Source organism: Paenibacillus sp. TCA20 (genome assembly GCF_000732325.1).
GTDB classification, from domain to species: Bacteria; Bacillota; Bacilli; order Paenibacillales; family Paenibacillaceae; genus Paenibacillus; species Paenibacillus urinalis.
In genome coordinates, this window is record NZ_BBIW01000009.1 from 83,147 (window position 1) to 100,476 (window position 17,330).

Annotated in this window: 12 protein-coding genes; 8 read left to right on the forward strand and 4 right to left on the reverse strand. The window is 47.0% G+C overall.

Features of this window, described 5'->3' with window-relative positions:
* Nucleotides 1-10 precede the first annotated feature (10 nt).
* The 4 genes from TCA2_RS17170 to TCA2_RS17185 all read left to right on the forward strand — a co-directional run bounded on the left by TCA2_RS17170 (nt 11) and on the right by TCA2_RS17185 (nt 3,313).
* The gene (locus tag TCA2_RS17170; RefSeq protein ID WP_047912837.1) at nt 11-718 is read left to right on the forward strand and encodes a DNA alkylation repair protein; all 708 of its coding nucleotides are present in this window, start codon (nt 11-13) and stop codon (nt 716-718) included.
* Nucleotides 719-866: 148 nt separating this feature from the next.
* On the forward strand, nt 867-1,619 hold the full coding sequence (locus tag TCA2_RS17175) for a superoxide dismutase family protein (protein WP_047912838.1): 753 nt from the start codon (nt 867-869) through the stop codon (nt 1,617-1,619).
* A gap of 152 nt (nt 1,620-1,771) precedes the next feature.
* Nucleotides 1,772-2,515, forward strand: a complete 744-nt coding sequence (locus tag TCA2_RS17180) for an SDR family NAD(P)-dependent oxidoreductase (RefSeq protein WP_047912839.1) — start codon at nt 1,772-1,774, stop codon at nt 2,513-2,515.
* Nucleotides 2,516-2,731: 216 nt separating this feature from the next.
* Entirely contained in the window at nt 2,732-3,313 is a 582-nt protein-coding gene (locus tag TCA2_RS17185; RefSeq protein WP_047912840.1) for a TIGR00730 family Rossman fold protein, read from the forward strand.
* A gap of 73 nt (nt 3,314-3,386) precedes the next feature.
* Here TCA2_RS17185 and TCA2_RS28050 read toward each other — a convergent pair whose 3' ends face one another.
* The 4 genes from TCA2_RS28050 to TCA2_RS17200 form a co-directional block, all read right to left on the reverse strand.
* Nucleotides 3,387-3,590: an N-acetyltransferase gene (locus TCA2_RS28050; RefSeq protein ID WP_052512117.1), complete on the reverse strand. Its 204-nt coding sequence runs from the start codon at nt 3,588-3,590 to the stop codon at nt 3,387-3,389.
* Nucleotides 3,591-3,594: 4 nt separating this feature from the next.
* Nucleotides 3,595-3,948 (reverse strand): hypothetical protein, encoded by a 354-nt coding sequence (locus tag TCA2_RS28055; RefSeq protein ID WP_052512119.1) that lies wholly within the window; start codon nt 3,946-3,948, stop codon nt 3,595-3,597.
* A gap of 172 nt (nt 3,949-4,120) precedes the next feature.
* Nucleotides 4,121-4,390 (reverse strand): hypothetical protein, encoded by a 270-nt coding sequence (locus TCA2_RS17195; RefSeq protein WP_047912841.1) that lies wholly within the window; start codon nt 4,388-4,390, stop codon nt 4,121-4,123.
* Between the two features lie 221 nt (nt 4,391-4,611).
* Nucleotides 4,612-6,213: an AraC family transcriptional regulator gene (locus tag TCA2_RS17200; RefSeq protein ID WP_047912842.1), complete on the reverse strand. Its 1,602-nt coding sequence runs from the start codon at nt 6,211-6,213 to the stop codon at nt 4,612-4,614.
* Nucleotides 6,214-6,484: 271 nt separating this feature from the next.
* On the opposite strand from TCA2_RS17200, the gene TCA2_RS17205 reads away from it, so the two are divergent.
* The 4 genes from TCA2_RS17205 (at nt 6,485) to dapD (ending at nt 17,266) form a co-directional block, all read left to right on the forward strand.
* Entirely contained in the window at nt 6,485-14,449 is a 7,965-nt protein-coding gene (locus tag TCA2_RS17205) for a lamin tail domain-containing protein (protein ID WP_047912843.1), read from the forward strand.
* 159 nt (nt 14,450-14,608) lie between these two features.
* Complete coding sequence (locus TCA2_RS26255; RefSeq protein WP_052512121.1) at nt 14,609-15,814, forward strand: HupE/UreJ family protein; 1,206 nt, start codon at nt 14,609-14,611, stop codon at nt 15,812-15,814.
* A gap of 131 nt (nt 15,815-15,945) precedes the next feature.
* On the forward strand, nt 15,946-16,413 hold the full coding sequence (locus TCA2_RS17215; protein WP_152557779.1) for an N-acetyltransferase: 468 nt from the start codon (nt 15,946-15,948) through the stop codon (nt 16,411-16,413).
* A 154-nt stretch (nt 16,414-16,567) separates the two neighbouring features.
* Nucleotides 16,568-17,266 (forward strand): 2,3,4,5-tetrahydropyridine-2,6-dicarboxylate N-acetyltransferase, encoded by a 699-nt coding sequence (gene dapD / locus TCA2_RS17220; protein ID WP_047912844.1) that lies wholly within the window; start codon nt 16,568-16,570, stop codon nt 17,264-17,266.
* Nucleotides 17,267-17,330: the final 64 nt, after the last annotated feature.

Here is a 17,330-nt window from a genome sequence, read left to right on the forward strand (position 1 = left end):
TGTGTAAACGATGAATTTTGAATCTGTCATGCAGGAGCTTGAAGCTCTCGGCAAGGAACGACTCAAGAAGATGTACATGTCCAATGGCGCCCATGAACCATTGTTTGGTGTGGCGACAGGCGCGATGAAGCCCATGGCGAAGAAGATCAAGATTGATCAGCCTTTGGCTGAGCAGCTGTATGCGACAGGAAACTATGACGCGATGTACTTTGCGGGCATCATTGCAGATGCAAAATCCATGACAGAAGCGGACTTTGAGCGCTGGATCGATGGAGCTTATTTTTACATGCTGTCTGATTACGTCGTTGCAGTCACCCTCGCTGAGACCGATATTGCACAAGAGGTGGCTGATAAGTGGATCGCAAGTGGAGATGAGCTGAGAATGTCAGCAGGATGGAGCTGCTATTGCTGGCTGCTCGGCAGTCGCCCAGATATACAGTTTGAGGAGAGCAAGATTGCCCGTATGCTGGACATGGTGAAAGAGACGATTCACGAATCTCCTGAGCGGACCAAATCCTCGATGAACAATTTCGTATACACAACAGCCGTGTCCTATGTCGCGCTTCACGATAAGGCGGCCCTCACTGCAGAGGCTATAGGCCCTGTTGAAATGAAACGGGACAATAAGAAGCCGGCGATCTTGCTCGCGACCGATAATATTCAAAAAGCGGTGGACAAGAATCAGCTTGGCTTCAAACGCAAATATGTGAGATGTTAGACATCCCATTCCCATAAGACATTCGAGAGCATTCCTCGGGTGTCTTTTTTTTCGTGCGGATGAGTAATGCTGGCTCATAGATGAACAGTTTGATGACTGGAAAATAAGGGTAAGGGGTGGTGAGACTACAGGGACAGGAGGCGCTGAAATGAAAAAAAGAAAGTACGAAACCAAGCATATGGCAGGGGCATTTCTAGCCGGAGCTGTATTGTTTTCGGGATTTTCTCTGGCTGCAGCAAGTCCAGATCTTACTTTGGACAGCCTGAAGCAGTCGGCCACGAAATTAAGTGTATATGTTAATGGAGAGGACAAATCCTCTGCAAATGGAGAGTACGATAATGCAGGAACAGCTGCACCAGAGTACATCCTTCATAACGACACAACTTATGTACCCGTTCGGATGGTATCTGAGCTTGTCAATCAGCCAGTATATTGGGACGAGGAGTCTCATTCGATATCATTAGGCGTGCCAGCGGTTCCGTTATTTAATGCGGAGGGAGAAGAAGCGGGCTTTGCCACATTAGAGCAGACAGATGAGGGAGTCGTCGTGAAGGTTACGGCTACAGGGCTTACACCAGGGAAGCATGGATTCCATGTGCATGAGAATCCTGTACAGGGAACCGATTTTGAGACGGCGGGTGGACATTTTAACCCAACAGACAAGCATCATGGGCTTGAGCACCCAGAAGGAAGTCATGTCGGAGATATGCACAATCTTGAAGCAGGACAGGATGGGACGGTAGAAGCAGAGGTGCTATTGCCAGAGGCCACACTTGAAAAAGAGGATGCCCACTCTGTACTCGGGCGCTCACTCATTATTCATGCGGGTGAAGATGATCACATGACCGATCCGTCAGGGGATTCCGGCGGACGTGTACTTGGCGGAAACATCCCGGAATAATATCTCCTGAGATGTTAATTTTTCACGAGTTAAGGCAACAATAATAAAGATGAGCCATGAAGACATCGCGCCTCGTTCTCCTATTGGAAGCAGGCGCTTTTTTGCAGTATCGGCAATAGCATAATATTTCAACAAGGAATGGAGAGACCCTTATGAAGCTGAAGGATAAAGCAGCGATTATTACAGGTGGTGCGAGTGGAATTGGTGAAGCGACCGTGCGTCTTTTTGTAGAAGAAGGGGCGAAAGTGGTCATCGCAGATTTCTCGGAGCGAGGCGGGGAATTATCTGCTGAATTGAATGCGAGCGGGTATGATACGCTCTTCGTGAAGACGGATGTAACAAAGGAAGAAGACATTCAGAACATGATCAACCAAACGGTGGAGAAGTATGGCAGGCTGGATATTATGTATGCCAACGCGGGTGTGGCAGACGATGCGCCTGCTCATGAGCTGTCTTACGAGAAATGGAAGCGTACCATTGATATTAACTTGTCAGGCGTCTTTCTATCCGATAAATATGCGATTGAGCAGTTTCTTAAACAAGGCGGCGGAGGAGCGATCGTGAACGCAGGATCTATTCACAGCTTTGTGTCTCTCCCTAATCCAACAGCTTATTCCTCTGCCAAAGGCGGAGTTAAGCTGTTAACTCAAAATCTATGCACGGCCTATGCCAAGGAGGGGATCCGCATTAATGCTGTATGTCCCGGATACATTGAAACGCCTCTGCTAAAAGAAGTGGATGCGGAGACAAAACAATATTTGGCCTCACTTCATCCGCAGGGCAGACTTGGAAGACCGGAAGAGGTTGCCAAAGCCGTCTTGTTCCTGGCCAGTGAAGATGCCAGCTTCGTTAATGGTACGACCCTTCTTGTGGACGGAGGATATACAGCGCATTAATTTGATATCGCAAAATAATAAAAACCTAGAGTACACCTCCTAAGAGGGAGCTCTAGGTTTTTGGCATGTTTCTCAGCATTCAGATGGTGATTGTGCATGGATTGGGGATCGCGGGTATGATAAAATTTTTAAGGAAATGTTTGCTCAATAAGAAGTGCATAAAGAGTAGCTTCAAGCCCGTTACGTATCTAAATAATAGGAATGGAGAGTGGGATAATGAAATCAATCGCTGTATTCTGTGGCTCCAATGAAGGAAGCTCTTCGATATACAAAGAAAGTGCTGCACAGCTGGGTAAGGTGTTGGCCGAGCAACAGATCACTCTGATTTACGGCGGATCTAATGTAGGTCTGATGGGAGCCGTTGCTGATGCGGTCTTGGAACATGGCGGACGTGTAATTGGTGTATTGCCTCATTTTCTGCAAGCTCGTGAAATTGCACATAAGGGATTAACCGAGCTCATTATGGTAGATTCCATGCATGAGCGTAAAGCCAAGATGGCTGAATTGGCGGACGGATTTATTGCTCTTCCGGGTGGACCCGGAACGATGGAGGAATATTTTGAAATATTTACTTGGGGACAGCTTGGTTTACACCAAAAGCCATGCGGGTTGCTGAATATCAATGGTTATTTCAATTCGCTGGTGTCTATGTTCGATGTGATGGAGCGTGAGCAATTCATGCAGCCGAAATATCGCTCGATGGTTCTTACTGATCACACCCCGGAAGGTCTTCTTCAGCAGTTCGCAGACTACACGGCTCCGTCAGTTAAGACTTACCTCACGGAAGAGCGTACTTAGTCTTTTGAAGTCAGACCCCTACGAATATGAAGTCTGTAAGGCATGGATCGAGTTCATGCCTTTTAGTCTTCAGTCAGGATGTGGTCAAGGCTCTCACCCGGTACCAATACTTATAATTCTCCGTATAACCGATCTTGGAATAGAGTCTTAGTGCAGGTGCGTTGTTCGCAATGACTGCCAAATAGCTGAACCGTGCCCCATGATCCTTACCCCAACTCAGAAGATTTAATATCATCTGTTGACCGAAGCCGCGATTGCGATATCTGGCATCCGTCACAATATCATACAGCCGATGTATTCTCTCTCCACAACGCCAAGTCCGCAGGCAACCACTTGTTCATTGTCATATAAGGATATGAATCCTCTTCGGGTTCTTGATCTAATGTGGAATCCAGCTCTGCAGGATGAATAAAAGGTGTGATTTTAAAAACAGCAGGGAGACCATTAGCTGCATATAGCTTCTCGCATTCTGTGATTTTGTGGAGTGTTTCACCCGTTGAATGATATAGGGGATGAATGGAGTTTGCCCGCTTCGTGAAGCCGTTCGCAAAGCGCAGCAGCCAGCCGCCGTAGAGAAGGGTGGATAAGGACGGCCAATGATTCAGAGAGAGCTCTTCAATATATGTATTATTCATATCCTTAATCCTTTCATGTGTATAATGAATTATTATAATTAATAATGCATAAATATACAACGAGGTATAAAGAAATGAAATATAGAATCAAGCATGACATAACAAAACAGCCCAAACTCCAATGCAGGAATATGGGCCGTAGTGAAGTCCGTTCTTCACTTAGGGGATGGGATTATCCTTGAAAGTTAATGAACTCTTTATTTATCGCTTGAGCATCTTTGAATCCGATTTTGTATGCGGTCTTCATTACACGGGTGTTGCTCTGCAAAAAGAGATCCTCCAGTAATCCGAGGCTGTTGTCCAATTGGTCGGGAGTTTGATTGTTAATCGCTTCCAGAGTCTCGCGGAAAAGCATATAAAGGTTATTGTGTTCCTTCTCGCAGATCTCTACAATATCCTGTGATCTTTTTTCAAATGCATCCTTCATCATTTGTTCTACCATCGCTAAGCCCTCCAGTTGATGTCATTAGTCTAAGTTCGTTATTGCTTAGGGGTTCTTCATCGGTTTTTCATATCAATCAGAAATTAACATTCTCGTATACATCATACCTTCTCAGAGTCGAAAAATTTGTCGCCTTATGTCGAAAGAGACTTAGGTAATATTTTCATAAACGACCCCACTTCAGAATACCTTACCTTACTTTAATGAGTGATGGATTAGATTCAAACGCTTTTATGAATATGTATAATTTCTTGTTTACGGTATTGGCCTGGTGTCATGCCGGTTTCCTTCTTGAACATTCGATTGAAGGAGGAAAAATTGACATATCCCACCTGAGCGGCAATCCGGTTGATTGTCATGCCGGTCGTTATTAACAACTCCTGTGCTTTTTCCACTCGGACACGATGCAGATGCTCGCTGAAGGTACTACCGGTTTTTTCTTTGATATAGGTTGATAAGTAAGTACTGGACATATTGAGCAGATCAGACAGATAGTTAAGTGACAGGTCCTGGTGATACTTCTGCTGAATGATATCAAGCACATATATGGCAAGCGTGTCTTTAATTCCGACCGTTGGTTCGCTCACCTCGTTTCTCTCATCTGAGGCTTGAATAAGAACCGTTGATTGCTGCTCTGGCAGAAGTGGATCGGTTAACTGTCCTTCGTCAGGCCTCGTGATCAGCTGAATCTGCCGAGATGTAGAGGCTTGCTCAATCCAGCGCATGGTCTGCTCATAGATCCCGCTGAGCTGACATGGTTCAGGATACGAATCACTGACAGCGATTTGCAGTTTCCCGCTATGAAGCAGCTCTTGCTCCCATGCAGGAATTTGTTCTTCTAGATTGGCAATAAGGATGTCCCGGTCTATGTTATAGAACATCGAGATGACGTGCATTGGTTCGATCTGAAACGTATGGGTAGATGGTCCACATGCTTCGGCGAATTCGCGCATCGTAAGGATCAAACGGTGCATGGTATCGCTGTATGAAGATTTGCCTATTGAGTCATCTGCTTCTGCACCCATATCCGGAAGGAAATCATACAGAACCATAACAGTGCTGCTGATAGAGGGATGCAGTCCTGCTCGTTCTAAATCAGGATTGAGATGCTTGATTTCATTGATATGATCTAAGGTGATGATGGAAGGCATGATCTTGGCAGTCCACTTCATATAATGGTCGCGTTCTTTTGATAGGCGGGTCACTTCAAGTGCGGCAGAATGGAGGTGAAGCCGGGAATCTGTATTGTTCATTGAAACATGACTGGCTAATGCTTGTCCGATCGCTTTGATCGGAGTGCGAATCTGCGTGTAGAACAGGAACAGCCCTGAGATGCAGATAGCGAGTAAAAAGTACAAAACGGCTAAGATCGTATTTAGAAAGAGGGATGACCGTTCTACTTCCGTATTACCTACGGTACTTATCCATTTCAATCCATTTATTGTGTCTTTATAAAAATAGTATTGGTTATTCATCTGGGCTGTATTTTGGCCAGGCTGAAATGAAGGGAGGGGCAGGAAGCGTGCTGCTGTGTCTGAACGGTACAGCTCCTTCCCATCTGCAGCGAGCACGATCAGGTGTTCAGGAAGAAATCCCTGACGGGCTGCTTCTGTAAGCTGATAAGGAATATCTATATGTGACGATGACGATTGCGAGGCACTCAGCCGTTCGGCGGTATGCTCCAACTGGAATAAGTGTTCTTTTATCGCTTCATTAGTAACTGCTCTATTCAGCAGGGAGGTGGTGAACAGGTACAGGATAGCAATAAGTGCAAATATCGTCGTCATGGTCATTATGGATTTGCCGTCCCACCTCATTCTCATCTCAATGAACCTCCCCCGAAAACAAGCTGTATCTTACAAAATACTAATAGAGAATTGTTTCATAAATGTGTATGTAATGTAATCGGAATGTTAAGAAATTTAGTGTCGATATTTCAGAATTTTTGCATTTTATTCATTTCATGCTTTTTCGCGGTAAATAGCTAAAAAAATGCATAGGTTCCAATCAAATGTCCATTGTCGTGTTCTTTCCTCTTCGGATACCCTTTAAAAGGTTCATCATTATACAATATGAGGAGATGAAGATGAGGGAATGTTTAGTTTGAACCAAATGAAGCGATGGACAGCCGTATGTATGACAGCCGTATTGGTTGTGACAGGCACGGCTGGAGGAGCGGTGCCATGGCTTGGCGTACAGTCAGCATATGCTGAAGCCCTTGCTGAGACCTCAGGCGAAGTACCTGCCGATACTCCTGCTGATGTTCCAGGCGAAGCACCTGCCGAGACTCCAGCTGAAGCACCTGCCGAGACTCCAGCTGAAGCACCTGCCAAGACTCCTGCTGAAGCTCCAGCCGAAACACCTGCTGAGACTCCAGTTGAAGCTCCAACTGAAGCCGCTGGTGCAGCACCGGTGGTTATTTATGAGCAGCAAGCGGAGTCAACCGTACCTATGGACATGTCGGTTACATTGTCTGTATATAGTGAAACTGCGATTACTACAGGCACACTATACTATAAGGGTAGTAATGATGAAACATTCGAAGCTGCGCCAATGAACATCGGCAATCCCGCTCAGGGATACACGGAATTATCCGGGATTATTCCGGAGTCTGTCATGCACGATGCTGAAATGGTGAATTATTATTTTGAGGTTACAAGCGAGAACGGAACAACTCGGAGTCCGGCTGAAGACGGGACGGTATATGAGCTATTGATTGAGCAGCCACCTGTAGGAGAGACGCCGAGTCTTCTGATTACGGAGATTGTATTTAATGCTCCGGGCTCTGGAGAGGTATCCGAATATATTGAAGTTTACAATAACAGCCCACAGCGCATTAATTTATCCGACTATTATGTGCATTACGAGAATCATGATGGAAGCACGGTTCGGGATTGGACGCTTCCAGATCAGGAAGCAGAAGCATGGGAGACGATAGTCTTGCTCAGCAAGAACAGCAGTCTATCGCAAGTGAACAGTGACTACGGTGTTTCGCTGGCCGAGCACCAGATTGCAATCATGACCCAGCCTAGCGGCAACCTGGTGAACACAGGTACGTACACCGCCTCAATTAAGACGGTTGCAGATAACGAGACCTTATCATCGGTTCGTTACAACGATGCAGCAGTGAACAGCTCGGAGAACGGTGAAGATCAGGATAAGACAAGCGTGGTTTATAAATTTAATACGAACAGCGCTGTGATGGAAAAATGGTTTAGCTTCGGCATCCCGACACCAGGAACGCTGCTGGATGGTCAAGTGCCGGATCCATCAGCAGAGAATCCGTCTCTGCTTCCGGTGATCAGCCATCAATCTGCCGGCACGATGCCTCTGCAGGATGTTGTGATCACCTCTTCCGTACACAGTCCAACCCCTCTGGAATCGGCTACGCTGTATTTTAAAGACCGCTCAGCAATAACTTATACAGCTGTTGAAATGTCTGTGGACACAGGAGAAGCAGGAAATTACAGCCTCTCAGGAACGATTAGACTTACCTCTATTGGCTATTCAGGCAGCATAGATTATTACATAACGGCCCGCAATGAAGAAGGGCTGAGCCGCACAGAGAGATATGGGCTTACTATTGACCGGGAAATTCCGGAGCTGCTGATCACCGAGATCGTGTTTAACGCTCCGAATGATGAATACTCGGAATATATTGAGGTCTACAACAACAGCACCGAAACGATTAATTTATCAGACTACTATGTATCCTACGAGAACTATAATGGTACAACCGTATATAACTGGACCTTAGGCGATCAGGAATTGCAGCCATGGAAAACGGTAGTGCTGCTCAGAAAAAATGGCAGCCTCACGCTCGTCAACAGCGAATACGGAGTATCCCTTACCCAGGATCAGATACTAATCATGAATCAACCCTCAGGCAATCTAGTCAATACAGGAACCTACACGGCTAACATCAAGAAGACGAGTGATGACCGGATCGTATCATCTGCAAGATATAACGATGCTGTCATCGGTCCGAAGGATGTGACAGATAACGGTGACAAGACCAGTGTCGTCTATAAATATCCGGTAAGCGGCGCTCTGATGGACAGGCTGGCAACCAAGCAGATCCCGACACCGGGAACCATTCTGGAAGGGCAAGTCCCCCTTCCGCAGGTAGATGACCCTGAACAGCTGCCTCACATCAGCTACGAGCCATCGGTGACGACCACGAATCCTCAGGACGTATCCATTGAAGCTGAGGTGACAAGTGATACGGGTGTGATTGCTGCCAAGCTGTATTACAAGGCAGACTATGAGACCTTGTACAGCAGTGTGGAGATGACCATTACAGAGGGCGCCGAAGGGAATTATTCCGTAGCAGGTGTTATTCCGGCTAAGGCGATGGCAAGCGCACAGCAAATTCAATATTATTTCACGATTCAAAATGAATATGGTACTTCGCGGAGTCCGTTAGAGGCAGATGCGACTTATGGGCTTCAAGTCGAGCTTGATGGAGAGCCTCCATATTTGCTGATTACGGAAATGGTGTTCAATGGACCCAATATTAATGGTGCTGACGTCCCTGCATGGGAATATATTGAGCTGTACAACAACAGTGATCAAATCATTTCCCTGCAGGATTACTACATTGATTACACAGATCTAAGCGGTGTTACCCAATATACTTGGCAGTTCACTGACAACGTTCAGATGGAGCCCGGCAGAGCATTGGTGCTGCGGATGGAGCCGACGGATGCGAACGGCACGGCGGACAAATTCAACGCTGCTTACAAGCTGACAGGCGATCAAAAGATTGAGGAAGCAGACCTCGTTAATCTCAGAGGGGACAGCAGCCTTGCGAATACATCTTCAAGAATGGTTAACGTTGTAACCAAATCAGGACAGAAGGTTGTATCCGCGGCTTATAACGACAATGCAACTCCAGATAATCCAGCGCCTGATAATTTGACGGATACCTCGGTTACGTACTTACCGAATTATGTAAGCGAGGATATGGTTAAATGGGGCGTAAAAGTAACCCCGACACCAGGCTATGTACTGGATGAACAGAAGCCTTTAACAACGGTTACACTCCCAGATGATTATCTGCCTCCAGTTATTGAACACACTCGCGGGGCAGGCAGTATCGGGATGGAGGACTATACAATCTCCGCTCAGATCACGGATAATACCGTCGTATCAGAAGCGAAGCTCTATTATAAGACAGATGTGATGTCAGACTTCACTTCTGTGGCGATGACTCAGCAAACAGGAAATTCATACGAAGCTGTTGTTTCGGCAGAAGTACTGACAGGCGCAAGCCGTCTATACTATTATTTCGAAGCATCGGACGGAGTTCATATTACTGTGAAAAAGGATGTGAAGAACGAGCCTTACGAAATCAAAGTGCTCGAGTCCATCTCCTCAGTAGTTCCAGAGCTGCTAATTACAGAGCTCGTGCCAGACAGTACGGGAAGCGATATGTATGAGTACATTGAGGTGTACAACAATTCGACGCAAACTGTGAATTTGAAAGATTACCAGGTTGTTTATGTCTATTATCATGGCGGAACGGATGCTTGGGATTTGCCGCATAACCTGGAGCTTCCGGCTGGAGAAACGGCTGTCATCTGGGTACAGTCTGATCTAAGCAAGGACGAGCCGGTCAGCAGCTTTAACAGCCACTGGGGCGTCAACCTGCCAGAGGATCGGGTCATGTCGATCTACTCCATCGGTATGAACAATACGAATGAAGGCCGGATCATTCTTGCCGAGGATTCGCATTATGCCGTCGACCATGCCCGCAATCCAATCGTACAAGCCTGGTTCAACGTCGGTGTTGATGAGGTAGAGAACGACGGTACGAGTGTCGTATATGAATATCCTAAGGACGGTTCTACCAAAATGGTGAAGCGTTCTGCACGCATGACAGCTACACCAGGCCAGCTTATTGAGGCACAGGTGCCTGAACAGCTTGTCGAAGTAGCAGATGATACGAACCAGCCGGTCATCATTCATGAAGAGCAAGTAGAAGATACGCCTTTTGGCTCGCTGACATTTGAAGCAACGGTGACCGATGATCAAATGGCAAAACGGGTATCCTTGTTCTTCAAACGGGATATGGATACGGATTACACGGAAGTTAATATGAAGCGCACAGCGGAAGGCTCGGATGTATTTATGTCCGCTGAAGTGAACAAGGCACTGCTGCTTGGCGCAGCGCATGTTGATTATTACTTTGAAGCAACGGATGGGCAAAATATCGTCCAGTCTGACAACTACAGCCTCGGTTTTGTGAATTATGGACCGTTGTGGATTGATTTTGCAAATGTCGAATTTTTAAGTGGAACAGCTGTTGTTCAGGGCAATGCGGAAGCTGCAGGCGAGACGTTGACCCTCTCGGTCGATGGAAATGAGCTCATCACTAGTCCGGCGATGCATACAGCGCCAACACTAACCTATCGGGTTGACGATATAAACAGCGGCTTCCAGAATGGTTTATTCATCAATGATGAGCTGGTTACGCTATTGCCAGTGAGTACTTACTATCAGCAAAAGTATGTTGATATTCCGCAGCACGTTCTGCAGCCAGGAGAAAATACGATCAAAATTACGGCCGGAACGAAAGAGAGCCCGCTGGAGTTCGGTACATCGAACAACAACGATGACTATCGAATTGAAGGAGTGGAGCTGCTGCTGCCAGACGGCACTTCAGCCGATTGGACTTCAGCACGTGCCAAGACATTAAATGCAGACAGCTTTACCGATATCGATCCCGCTGACCGCCACAAGATTGGTGATAGCGGTGGATATGTCGAATATATCGAGATTACATTTAACATACCGGCAGATGTATTCCACAGCATCTACGCGGAGGTAGACACAACAGCACTAACGGATGGAGATCATCTGTTTACATTGTCCTCAGGTTCGGGTAACTCGGCTGAGGTAACCGCTGTTGTTGACAATAACGCGCCTGTATTTGAGAGCTTCTCTATTGAAGACGGCGAGCTGTATACTGGTGAATTTGAGCTGAATGCGGTTATTGAGGACGCTGTATCCGGTGTCGCTTCGGTTAAGGCTACCCTTGACGGATCAGCAGTAGAGTTGCCAACGATGGTTCAGGCTTCAGAACTCACTGTGGGCGAGCATATTTTTGAAGTAGTGGCAACGGATGCGGCAGGAAATACGGTAACTCGTAAAGGTGTGTTTACTACGGATGAAACGGCACCGAACGCTCCTGAGGATCCGACTCCAGCAGATGGTGCAGCAGGTGTGAGCCGTGATGCAGTGCTCAGCGTAACTGCAAGTGATCCGAATGGAGATGCAGTGGACGTGTCCTTTGGTCAAGGCTATCGTTATGATTACAACGAGCAGTCGGATATTGAAGCCTATTCCAATGCCGTTGACCGTGAGCCGCCAATTGAACTGAATCCAGAAGGTGAGGAAGGATTTACAGCGGAAGCAGAAGCGCTCGTTGCGAAGCAGGACGGGGAATATTACGTTACAGATGCGAGTGGCCTGTTCCCTTACCAGCGCTATGAATTCAAGCTGGACGAAGATGCAAGTGGAATTGAATCCGTTGAAGTTGTGTGGCAGGGACACTCGGTTGAAGGCCGTCAGGTGACCATGTATACGTGGAACTATAACACGGGCAAATGGGAAGCTGCAGCCAGAGGCGTAGGTGCCGAAGACTTCGAACTGAGAGCTGCCGTAAACGCTGCGGACATGGTAAGAGACGAGACGATTCAAGTGCTAATTCAGGACTTGATTGTAGCTGAAGATGCCTCCACTTCCGAAGATCCGGACGGTGATGGCAAATTCACCTTTGCCTTCTCTACAGATACGCAGTACTACGCAGATTCCTATCCGGATATTTTCCGGTCACAGATGCAGTATATCGCTGATATGAAGGAAGAGATGGATATCCGTTATCTCATTCATACCGGTGATATTGTGGACGACTGGTATCGACCGGACGAATGGGCAATAGCCGATGAGAGCTTTAAGATTATTGAGGAAGCCGGTCTTCCATATGGTGTCGTTGCAGGGAATCATGATGTCAATTTTAATGCTGCCGATTATACGGAGTACTGGAAATATTTTGGACGTGATCGGTTTGAGAGCCAGCCGACTTACGGAGATGATTTGAACAACAACCGCGATCACTATGATCTTGTATCTGCCAACGGTCAGGATTTCATCATTTTGTATCTGGGCTGGAGCATCCAGGAGGATACAGTGGAGTGGGCGAATGAAGTGCTGAAGAAATATCCGGACCGCTACGCTATTATCGGAACGCATGAATATATTTCTCCTTCCGGGGCGTACTCCGGTCAAGGTCAAATGATCTGGGATGAAATTGTAGCGAAGAATCCGAATGTGAAAATGGTCCTTTGCGGTCATATTCATGGCGTAGGCTATAACGTCAAGCATTTGGAAGACGGGCGCGTTGTCGTAGAAATGCTGGCCGATTATCAATCCGGACCTATGGGTGGTTCAGGATACATGCGATTCCTGGAATTCGATCCAGCGGAAGAACAAATTCATGTGAAGACATACTCACCTTATCTCGATGACTGGAATTATTTTGAGGACGGTTCCGACGATTTCTACATTCCTTTTGAGACACAGGATCCTCTCAAGCGGGTAGCAACGGATTATATCGGAGTGAATCTCTATAGCACTAACGAGATCGGGGCACAGCAAGCCGTAGAAAGTGGAAGCAGGGCGAGCACGACCTGGTCTTCACTAGACGCGAATCAAAATTATTTCTGGTATGCCAAAGCAACGGATCCATCCGGCAGCTCGACACTCTCGCCAATCTGGAAATTCTCCACGGGCAGCGGTGGAAATGGAAATGGCAATGGAGACGGTGACGGAAACGGAAACGGAAACGGAAATGGTGATGGTAACGGAAACGGTAATGGTACCGGAAACGGTAATGGTACCGGCGGTAATGGTACTGGTAATAACAATAGCAATGGCTCTGGCAATGGTACATCAACGGACAGCGGGTGGACTGCAATCAAGGCAGAAGATATCTCAGCAGATGGTGACAGTGTAAGCCTGAGAGCAGAGGACGATACGAGAGGCTTGATCTTAACCTCAGCAGCGCTTACTCGTATCGGAAACCGGAGCTTGACGATTACGCTTGCAGACGGTGCCGTGATCACCTTGAGTGCAGAAGAACGAGCTGCATTGGCTGGTGAGCTTGGTGCGAATGAACAACTGTATGTTTCTACAGAAGCAGCTTTGGAAGAGGCTGTGGACGGAGCAGTCCGAGATTACAGCAGGGAACAAAAAGCAAGCTTTAAGGTGGTCGGCAATCCAGCTAAGGTGGAGATTGGCAAACGCGGTGTGAATGGCACAGCGGAGCCGCTGGATGCTTCGGTAACGATTAAGCTTACGGCCGATAACGTGAAGAATACTGCTCTGTCCGGTATTTATCAGATTGCGGAAGACGGTACAGTAACATGGGTTGGCGGAAGTTATGCAGACGGAAGCTATACAGCATCAGTAGAAGAGGCGGGTACGTATGTCGTACTGGAATTTAACAAGCTCTATACTGACGTCACCGAGGGACATTGGGCTCATCCTTATGTACAACTGCTCAGCTTCCAAGGTATCGCAAACGGTATTAACGACACCACATTTGGCGCTGCAAAATCGACTACAAGAGCCGAATTCGTAACGCTGCTGGCAAGAGCATTCGGTCTTACAGCATCCACAGGCTCGGATACCTTCAGCGATGTTAAGGCTGGAAGCTGGTATGCAGAAGCTGTACAAGCAGCTTATGAGGCGGGCATTGTTTATGGTACAAGTGCAGACCAATTCGAACCAGGCAATTCGATCAGCCGGGAAGAAATGGTTGTCATGATTGTGCGTGCACTGGAGAATATGAGCGGCAAGGAGCTCGAGACCGGAAACGGAACGGCCTATTCCGATGACAATCAGATCAGCGATTGGGCCAAGGAAGCGGTCAAGAAGGCAACGGCATTGGGATTCATTGCAGGTAAAGGAAACAACAGCTTTGATCCTAAAGGCATGGCATTGCGTTCTGAGACAGCGAAGGTTCTCGCTCTGATGCTGGAGCAAATGCAATAACACGGTTAGGGAGAAGGCCTGCAGGAAGGGCTTTCTCCCTTTCTATTTTTAAGAGATGAATATTTTACATTATTAAACAATAATTTCATCATCGGATAAACATAGGATGCTATATTGATTGCATTTGAGGTACAAGAGATCGCTACAGGAGGATATGGCATGCAATTATATGGTCAATGCGGCAGGACAGAGGAAGAATCGGGTGCTTCGAGCTTGCGCAGAAGCTTGCCCTGCATCGATTTGCGAGGATACACCAAGTGGCTTGCGGCCCTCATCATTTTTGTAATGACATCCTCTATTTTTGCTCAACCGGCAAGTGCACACATGAATACGTTGGGATATTCCAACATCCAGGTGGAGCAGGGCGGATTGATATACGAAATAGAGCTTGATCTGCAGGAGGTAGCCCAGTGGATGGATGTCCGATCTGGCGGGGTGTTCATACTGGGTGGAGGTAATCAGCCTCCCGAGGGCGAGGTTGCATGGACACAGGACGAGCTCAGATCCTTGATTGAGGAATCCTTAATTGTAGAAGGAGAAGGCCAGGCTGCCGAGCTTGCAACCATTGATGATATCAGGATTGTGGAACGAAATGACACCGGCTATCTGCATATGCTGCTCGGATATGATTTTGCAGAAGCGGCGGATGATTATTCAATTAACTATAATTTTTTCTTTGATATGGACGCCAATCATCAGAATTTTGCTGCAATTCGAATGGGTGAGGCCTCGAAGGATATTGTATTTACCAACGGACAGCAGGTGGCTGCCGGTGAAATTACAGCTGAAGGAAGCAGCAGCACGACGGTTGAACTGCCGGGCTGGGCCGTCACGGCTTGGAACTACTTGGTGATCGGAGTCCAGCATATCTGGTTCGGGATTGACCATCTGCTGTTTATCCTTGCACTCGTGTTGGCTAAGCTGCGTCCCTGGGACTATGTAAAGGTTCTGACGGCTTTCACCGTCGGGCACAGCTTGACCATTGCACTGGCTGCACTGGATATAGTACGTCTGCCATCGAGCTTCGTGGAGCCGTTTATTGCACTCAGTATTGCCTATGTAGCTGTAGAGAACATCTTCCGTAAGCAAGTGAATCGGCGCTGGCTCATTGCGCTGCTGTTTGGTCTGATCCATGGATTCGGGTTTGCCCAGGTGCTGCAGGAATCGCCTGTGGATTCCATTGTGCTTGCACTGATTTCGTTCAATGTCGGCGTGGAGATCGGTCAGCTGTCAGTATTGGCCGTGGTTATTCCGCTGCTCCTGTGGCTGAGAAGATTCAAGAAAGTCTATACGTACAGCAATGCCGTGATATCCGGGGGGATCATGCTGTTTGGCCTGTTCTGGTTCGTGATTCGGGTAATTTAATTATAGAAAAAGATTCATGGATGAAAATTGAAAAGCCAGATATAATTTGATAATGCGCTCCATTAACGAAGTAAAGTGAACAGAGGGCTGCTGTTATAGATTTATTCTTTAGAAAAGGGGCCTTTCTTAAAATGACAATGAAGTATTCTGCCGTCCAGGCAACAATTCATGATTTAGATGATTTGGTTCCACTATTTGATTCTTATCGTGTGTTCTATGGGCAATCATCCAATCTTGAGGGAGCCAGGTCGTTTTTGTTCAACCGCTTTAATCATGCAGAATCGGTAATATTTATCGCACGTGCTGTTTCTGATGGACAAGCCGCTGGGTTTGCTCAGCTCTATCCTACCTTCTCATCTATCTCTATGCAGCGATCATGGGTCCTTAATGATCTATATGTAATGGAAGCACATCGCAGAGAAGGAGTTGCGGACTTACTGCTGCAGCAGGTACGGGAGTTTGCGACGACAACACAGGCAAAAGGAATCGCATTATCTACAGCGCCGGATAATAAGGCAGCACGGACGCTTTATGAGAAGCACGGATATGTTATCGATAACGAATTTTATTCTTACTTTTTGACATTGCCACTTCAATAGTACATACACCAGGTGGATATAGTCCGAGAAGTAAGCTTTAAGCGAATGTGTGGTCGAGACCTGCCGTGTGAAAAGTAGACTCTGTTCGAGCGCGTATGCTACAATGTTCGCAAGGAAAATAAGCTTGAAGAAAAAGGAGAAAAACATACCAGCCATGGATAAAACAATGGAAGTCATTAATTACATCAAAGATAGCAAAAAGGTTACGCCTGTAAAGGTGTACTTCAACGGTAAAATCACTTCTCCAGTAGAAGGCGTTAAAGTATTTGATTATGGTGACGGCGGCGTGCTGTTTGGCGATTGGGCAGAAGTGCAAGAGCTGCTTGCGAACGACAAAGGAATTGAGTCTTACGAGGTGGAGCATGATCGTCGTAACTCTGCAATTCCGATGCTTGACCTGAAAGGAATCAATGCACGTATTGAGCCTGGCGCGATTATTCGTGACAAAGTAGAGATCGGCAACAATGCCGTTATCATGATGGGTGCGGTTATCAATATCGGCGTCTCGATCGGTGAAGGTACGATGATTGATATGAATGCAACGCTTGGCGGACGCGTTCAAGTCGGCAAGATGTGCCACGTTGGCGCAGGTGCGGTACTCGCTGGCGTTATCGAGCCTCCTTCTGCACAACCGGTTGTCATTGAGGATGATGTTGTCATCGGTGCAAACGTTGTTGTTCTCGAAGGTGTGCGCGTGGGCAAAGGCGCTGTAATCGCTGCGGGTGCAGTCGTGATTGAAGATGTGCCGGAGAACGCAGTCGTTGCGGGTATTCCAGCTCGTGTAATCAAAATGGTTGACGACAAGACCAAGTCCAAGACTACAATTATTGAAGGTCTTCGTAACCTGAAATAAGCAAGTTTAAATTAATCCAAGCGCGCGCCATCAACAGTGGCGCGTGTTTGTTTATGGGCGGCTT

Bases quoted from the DNA above. Each gene is read 5' to 3' on its own strand.
- TCA2_RS17170 (WP_047912837.1), top strand. From the start codon at position 11: ATGAATTTTGAATCTGTCATGCAGGAGCTTGAAGCTCTCGGCAAGGAA.
- TCA2_RS17175 (WP_047912838.1), top strand. From the start codon at position 867: ATGAAAAAAAGAAAGTACGAAACCAAGCATATGGCAGGGGCATTTCTA.
- TCA2_RS17180 (WP_047912839.1), top strand. From the start codon at position 1,772: ATGAAGCTGAAGGATAAAGCAGCGATTATTACAGGTGGTGCGAGTGGA.
- TCA2_RS17185 (WP_047912840.1), top strand. From the start codon at position 2,732: ATGAAATCAATCGCTGTATTCTGTGGCTCCAATGAAGGAAGCTCTTCG.
- TCA2_RS28055 (WP_052512119.1), bottom strand. From the start codon at position 3,948: ATGAATAATACATATATTGAAGAGCTCTCTCTGAATCATTGGCCGTCC.
- TCA2_RS17195 (WP_047912841.1), bottom strand. From the start codon at position 4,390: ATGGTAGAACAAATGATGAAGGATGCATTTGAAAAAAGATCACAGGAT.
- TCA2_RS17200 (WP_047912842.1), bottom strand. From the start codon at position 6,213: ATGAGAATGAGGTGGGACGGCAAATCCATAATGACCATGACGACGATA.
- TCA2_RS17205 (WP_047912843.1), top strand. From the start codon at position 6,485: ATGTTTAGTTTGAACCAAATGAAGCGATGGACAGCCGTATGTATGACA.
- TCA2_RS26255 (WP_052512121.1), top strand. From the start codon at position 14,609: ATGCAATTATATGGTCAATGCGGCAGGACAGAGGAAGAATCGGGTGCT.
- TCA2_RS17215 (WP_152557779.1), top strand. From the start codon at position 15,946: ATGACAATGAAGTATTCTGCCGTCCAGGCAACAATTCATGATTTAGAT.
- dapD (WP_047912844.1), top strand. From the start codon at position 16,568: ATGGATAAAACAATGGAAGTCATTAATTACATCAAAGATAGCAAAAAG.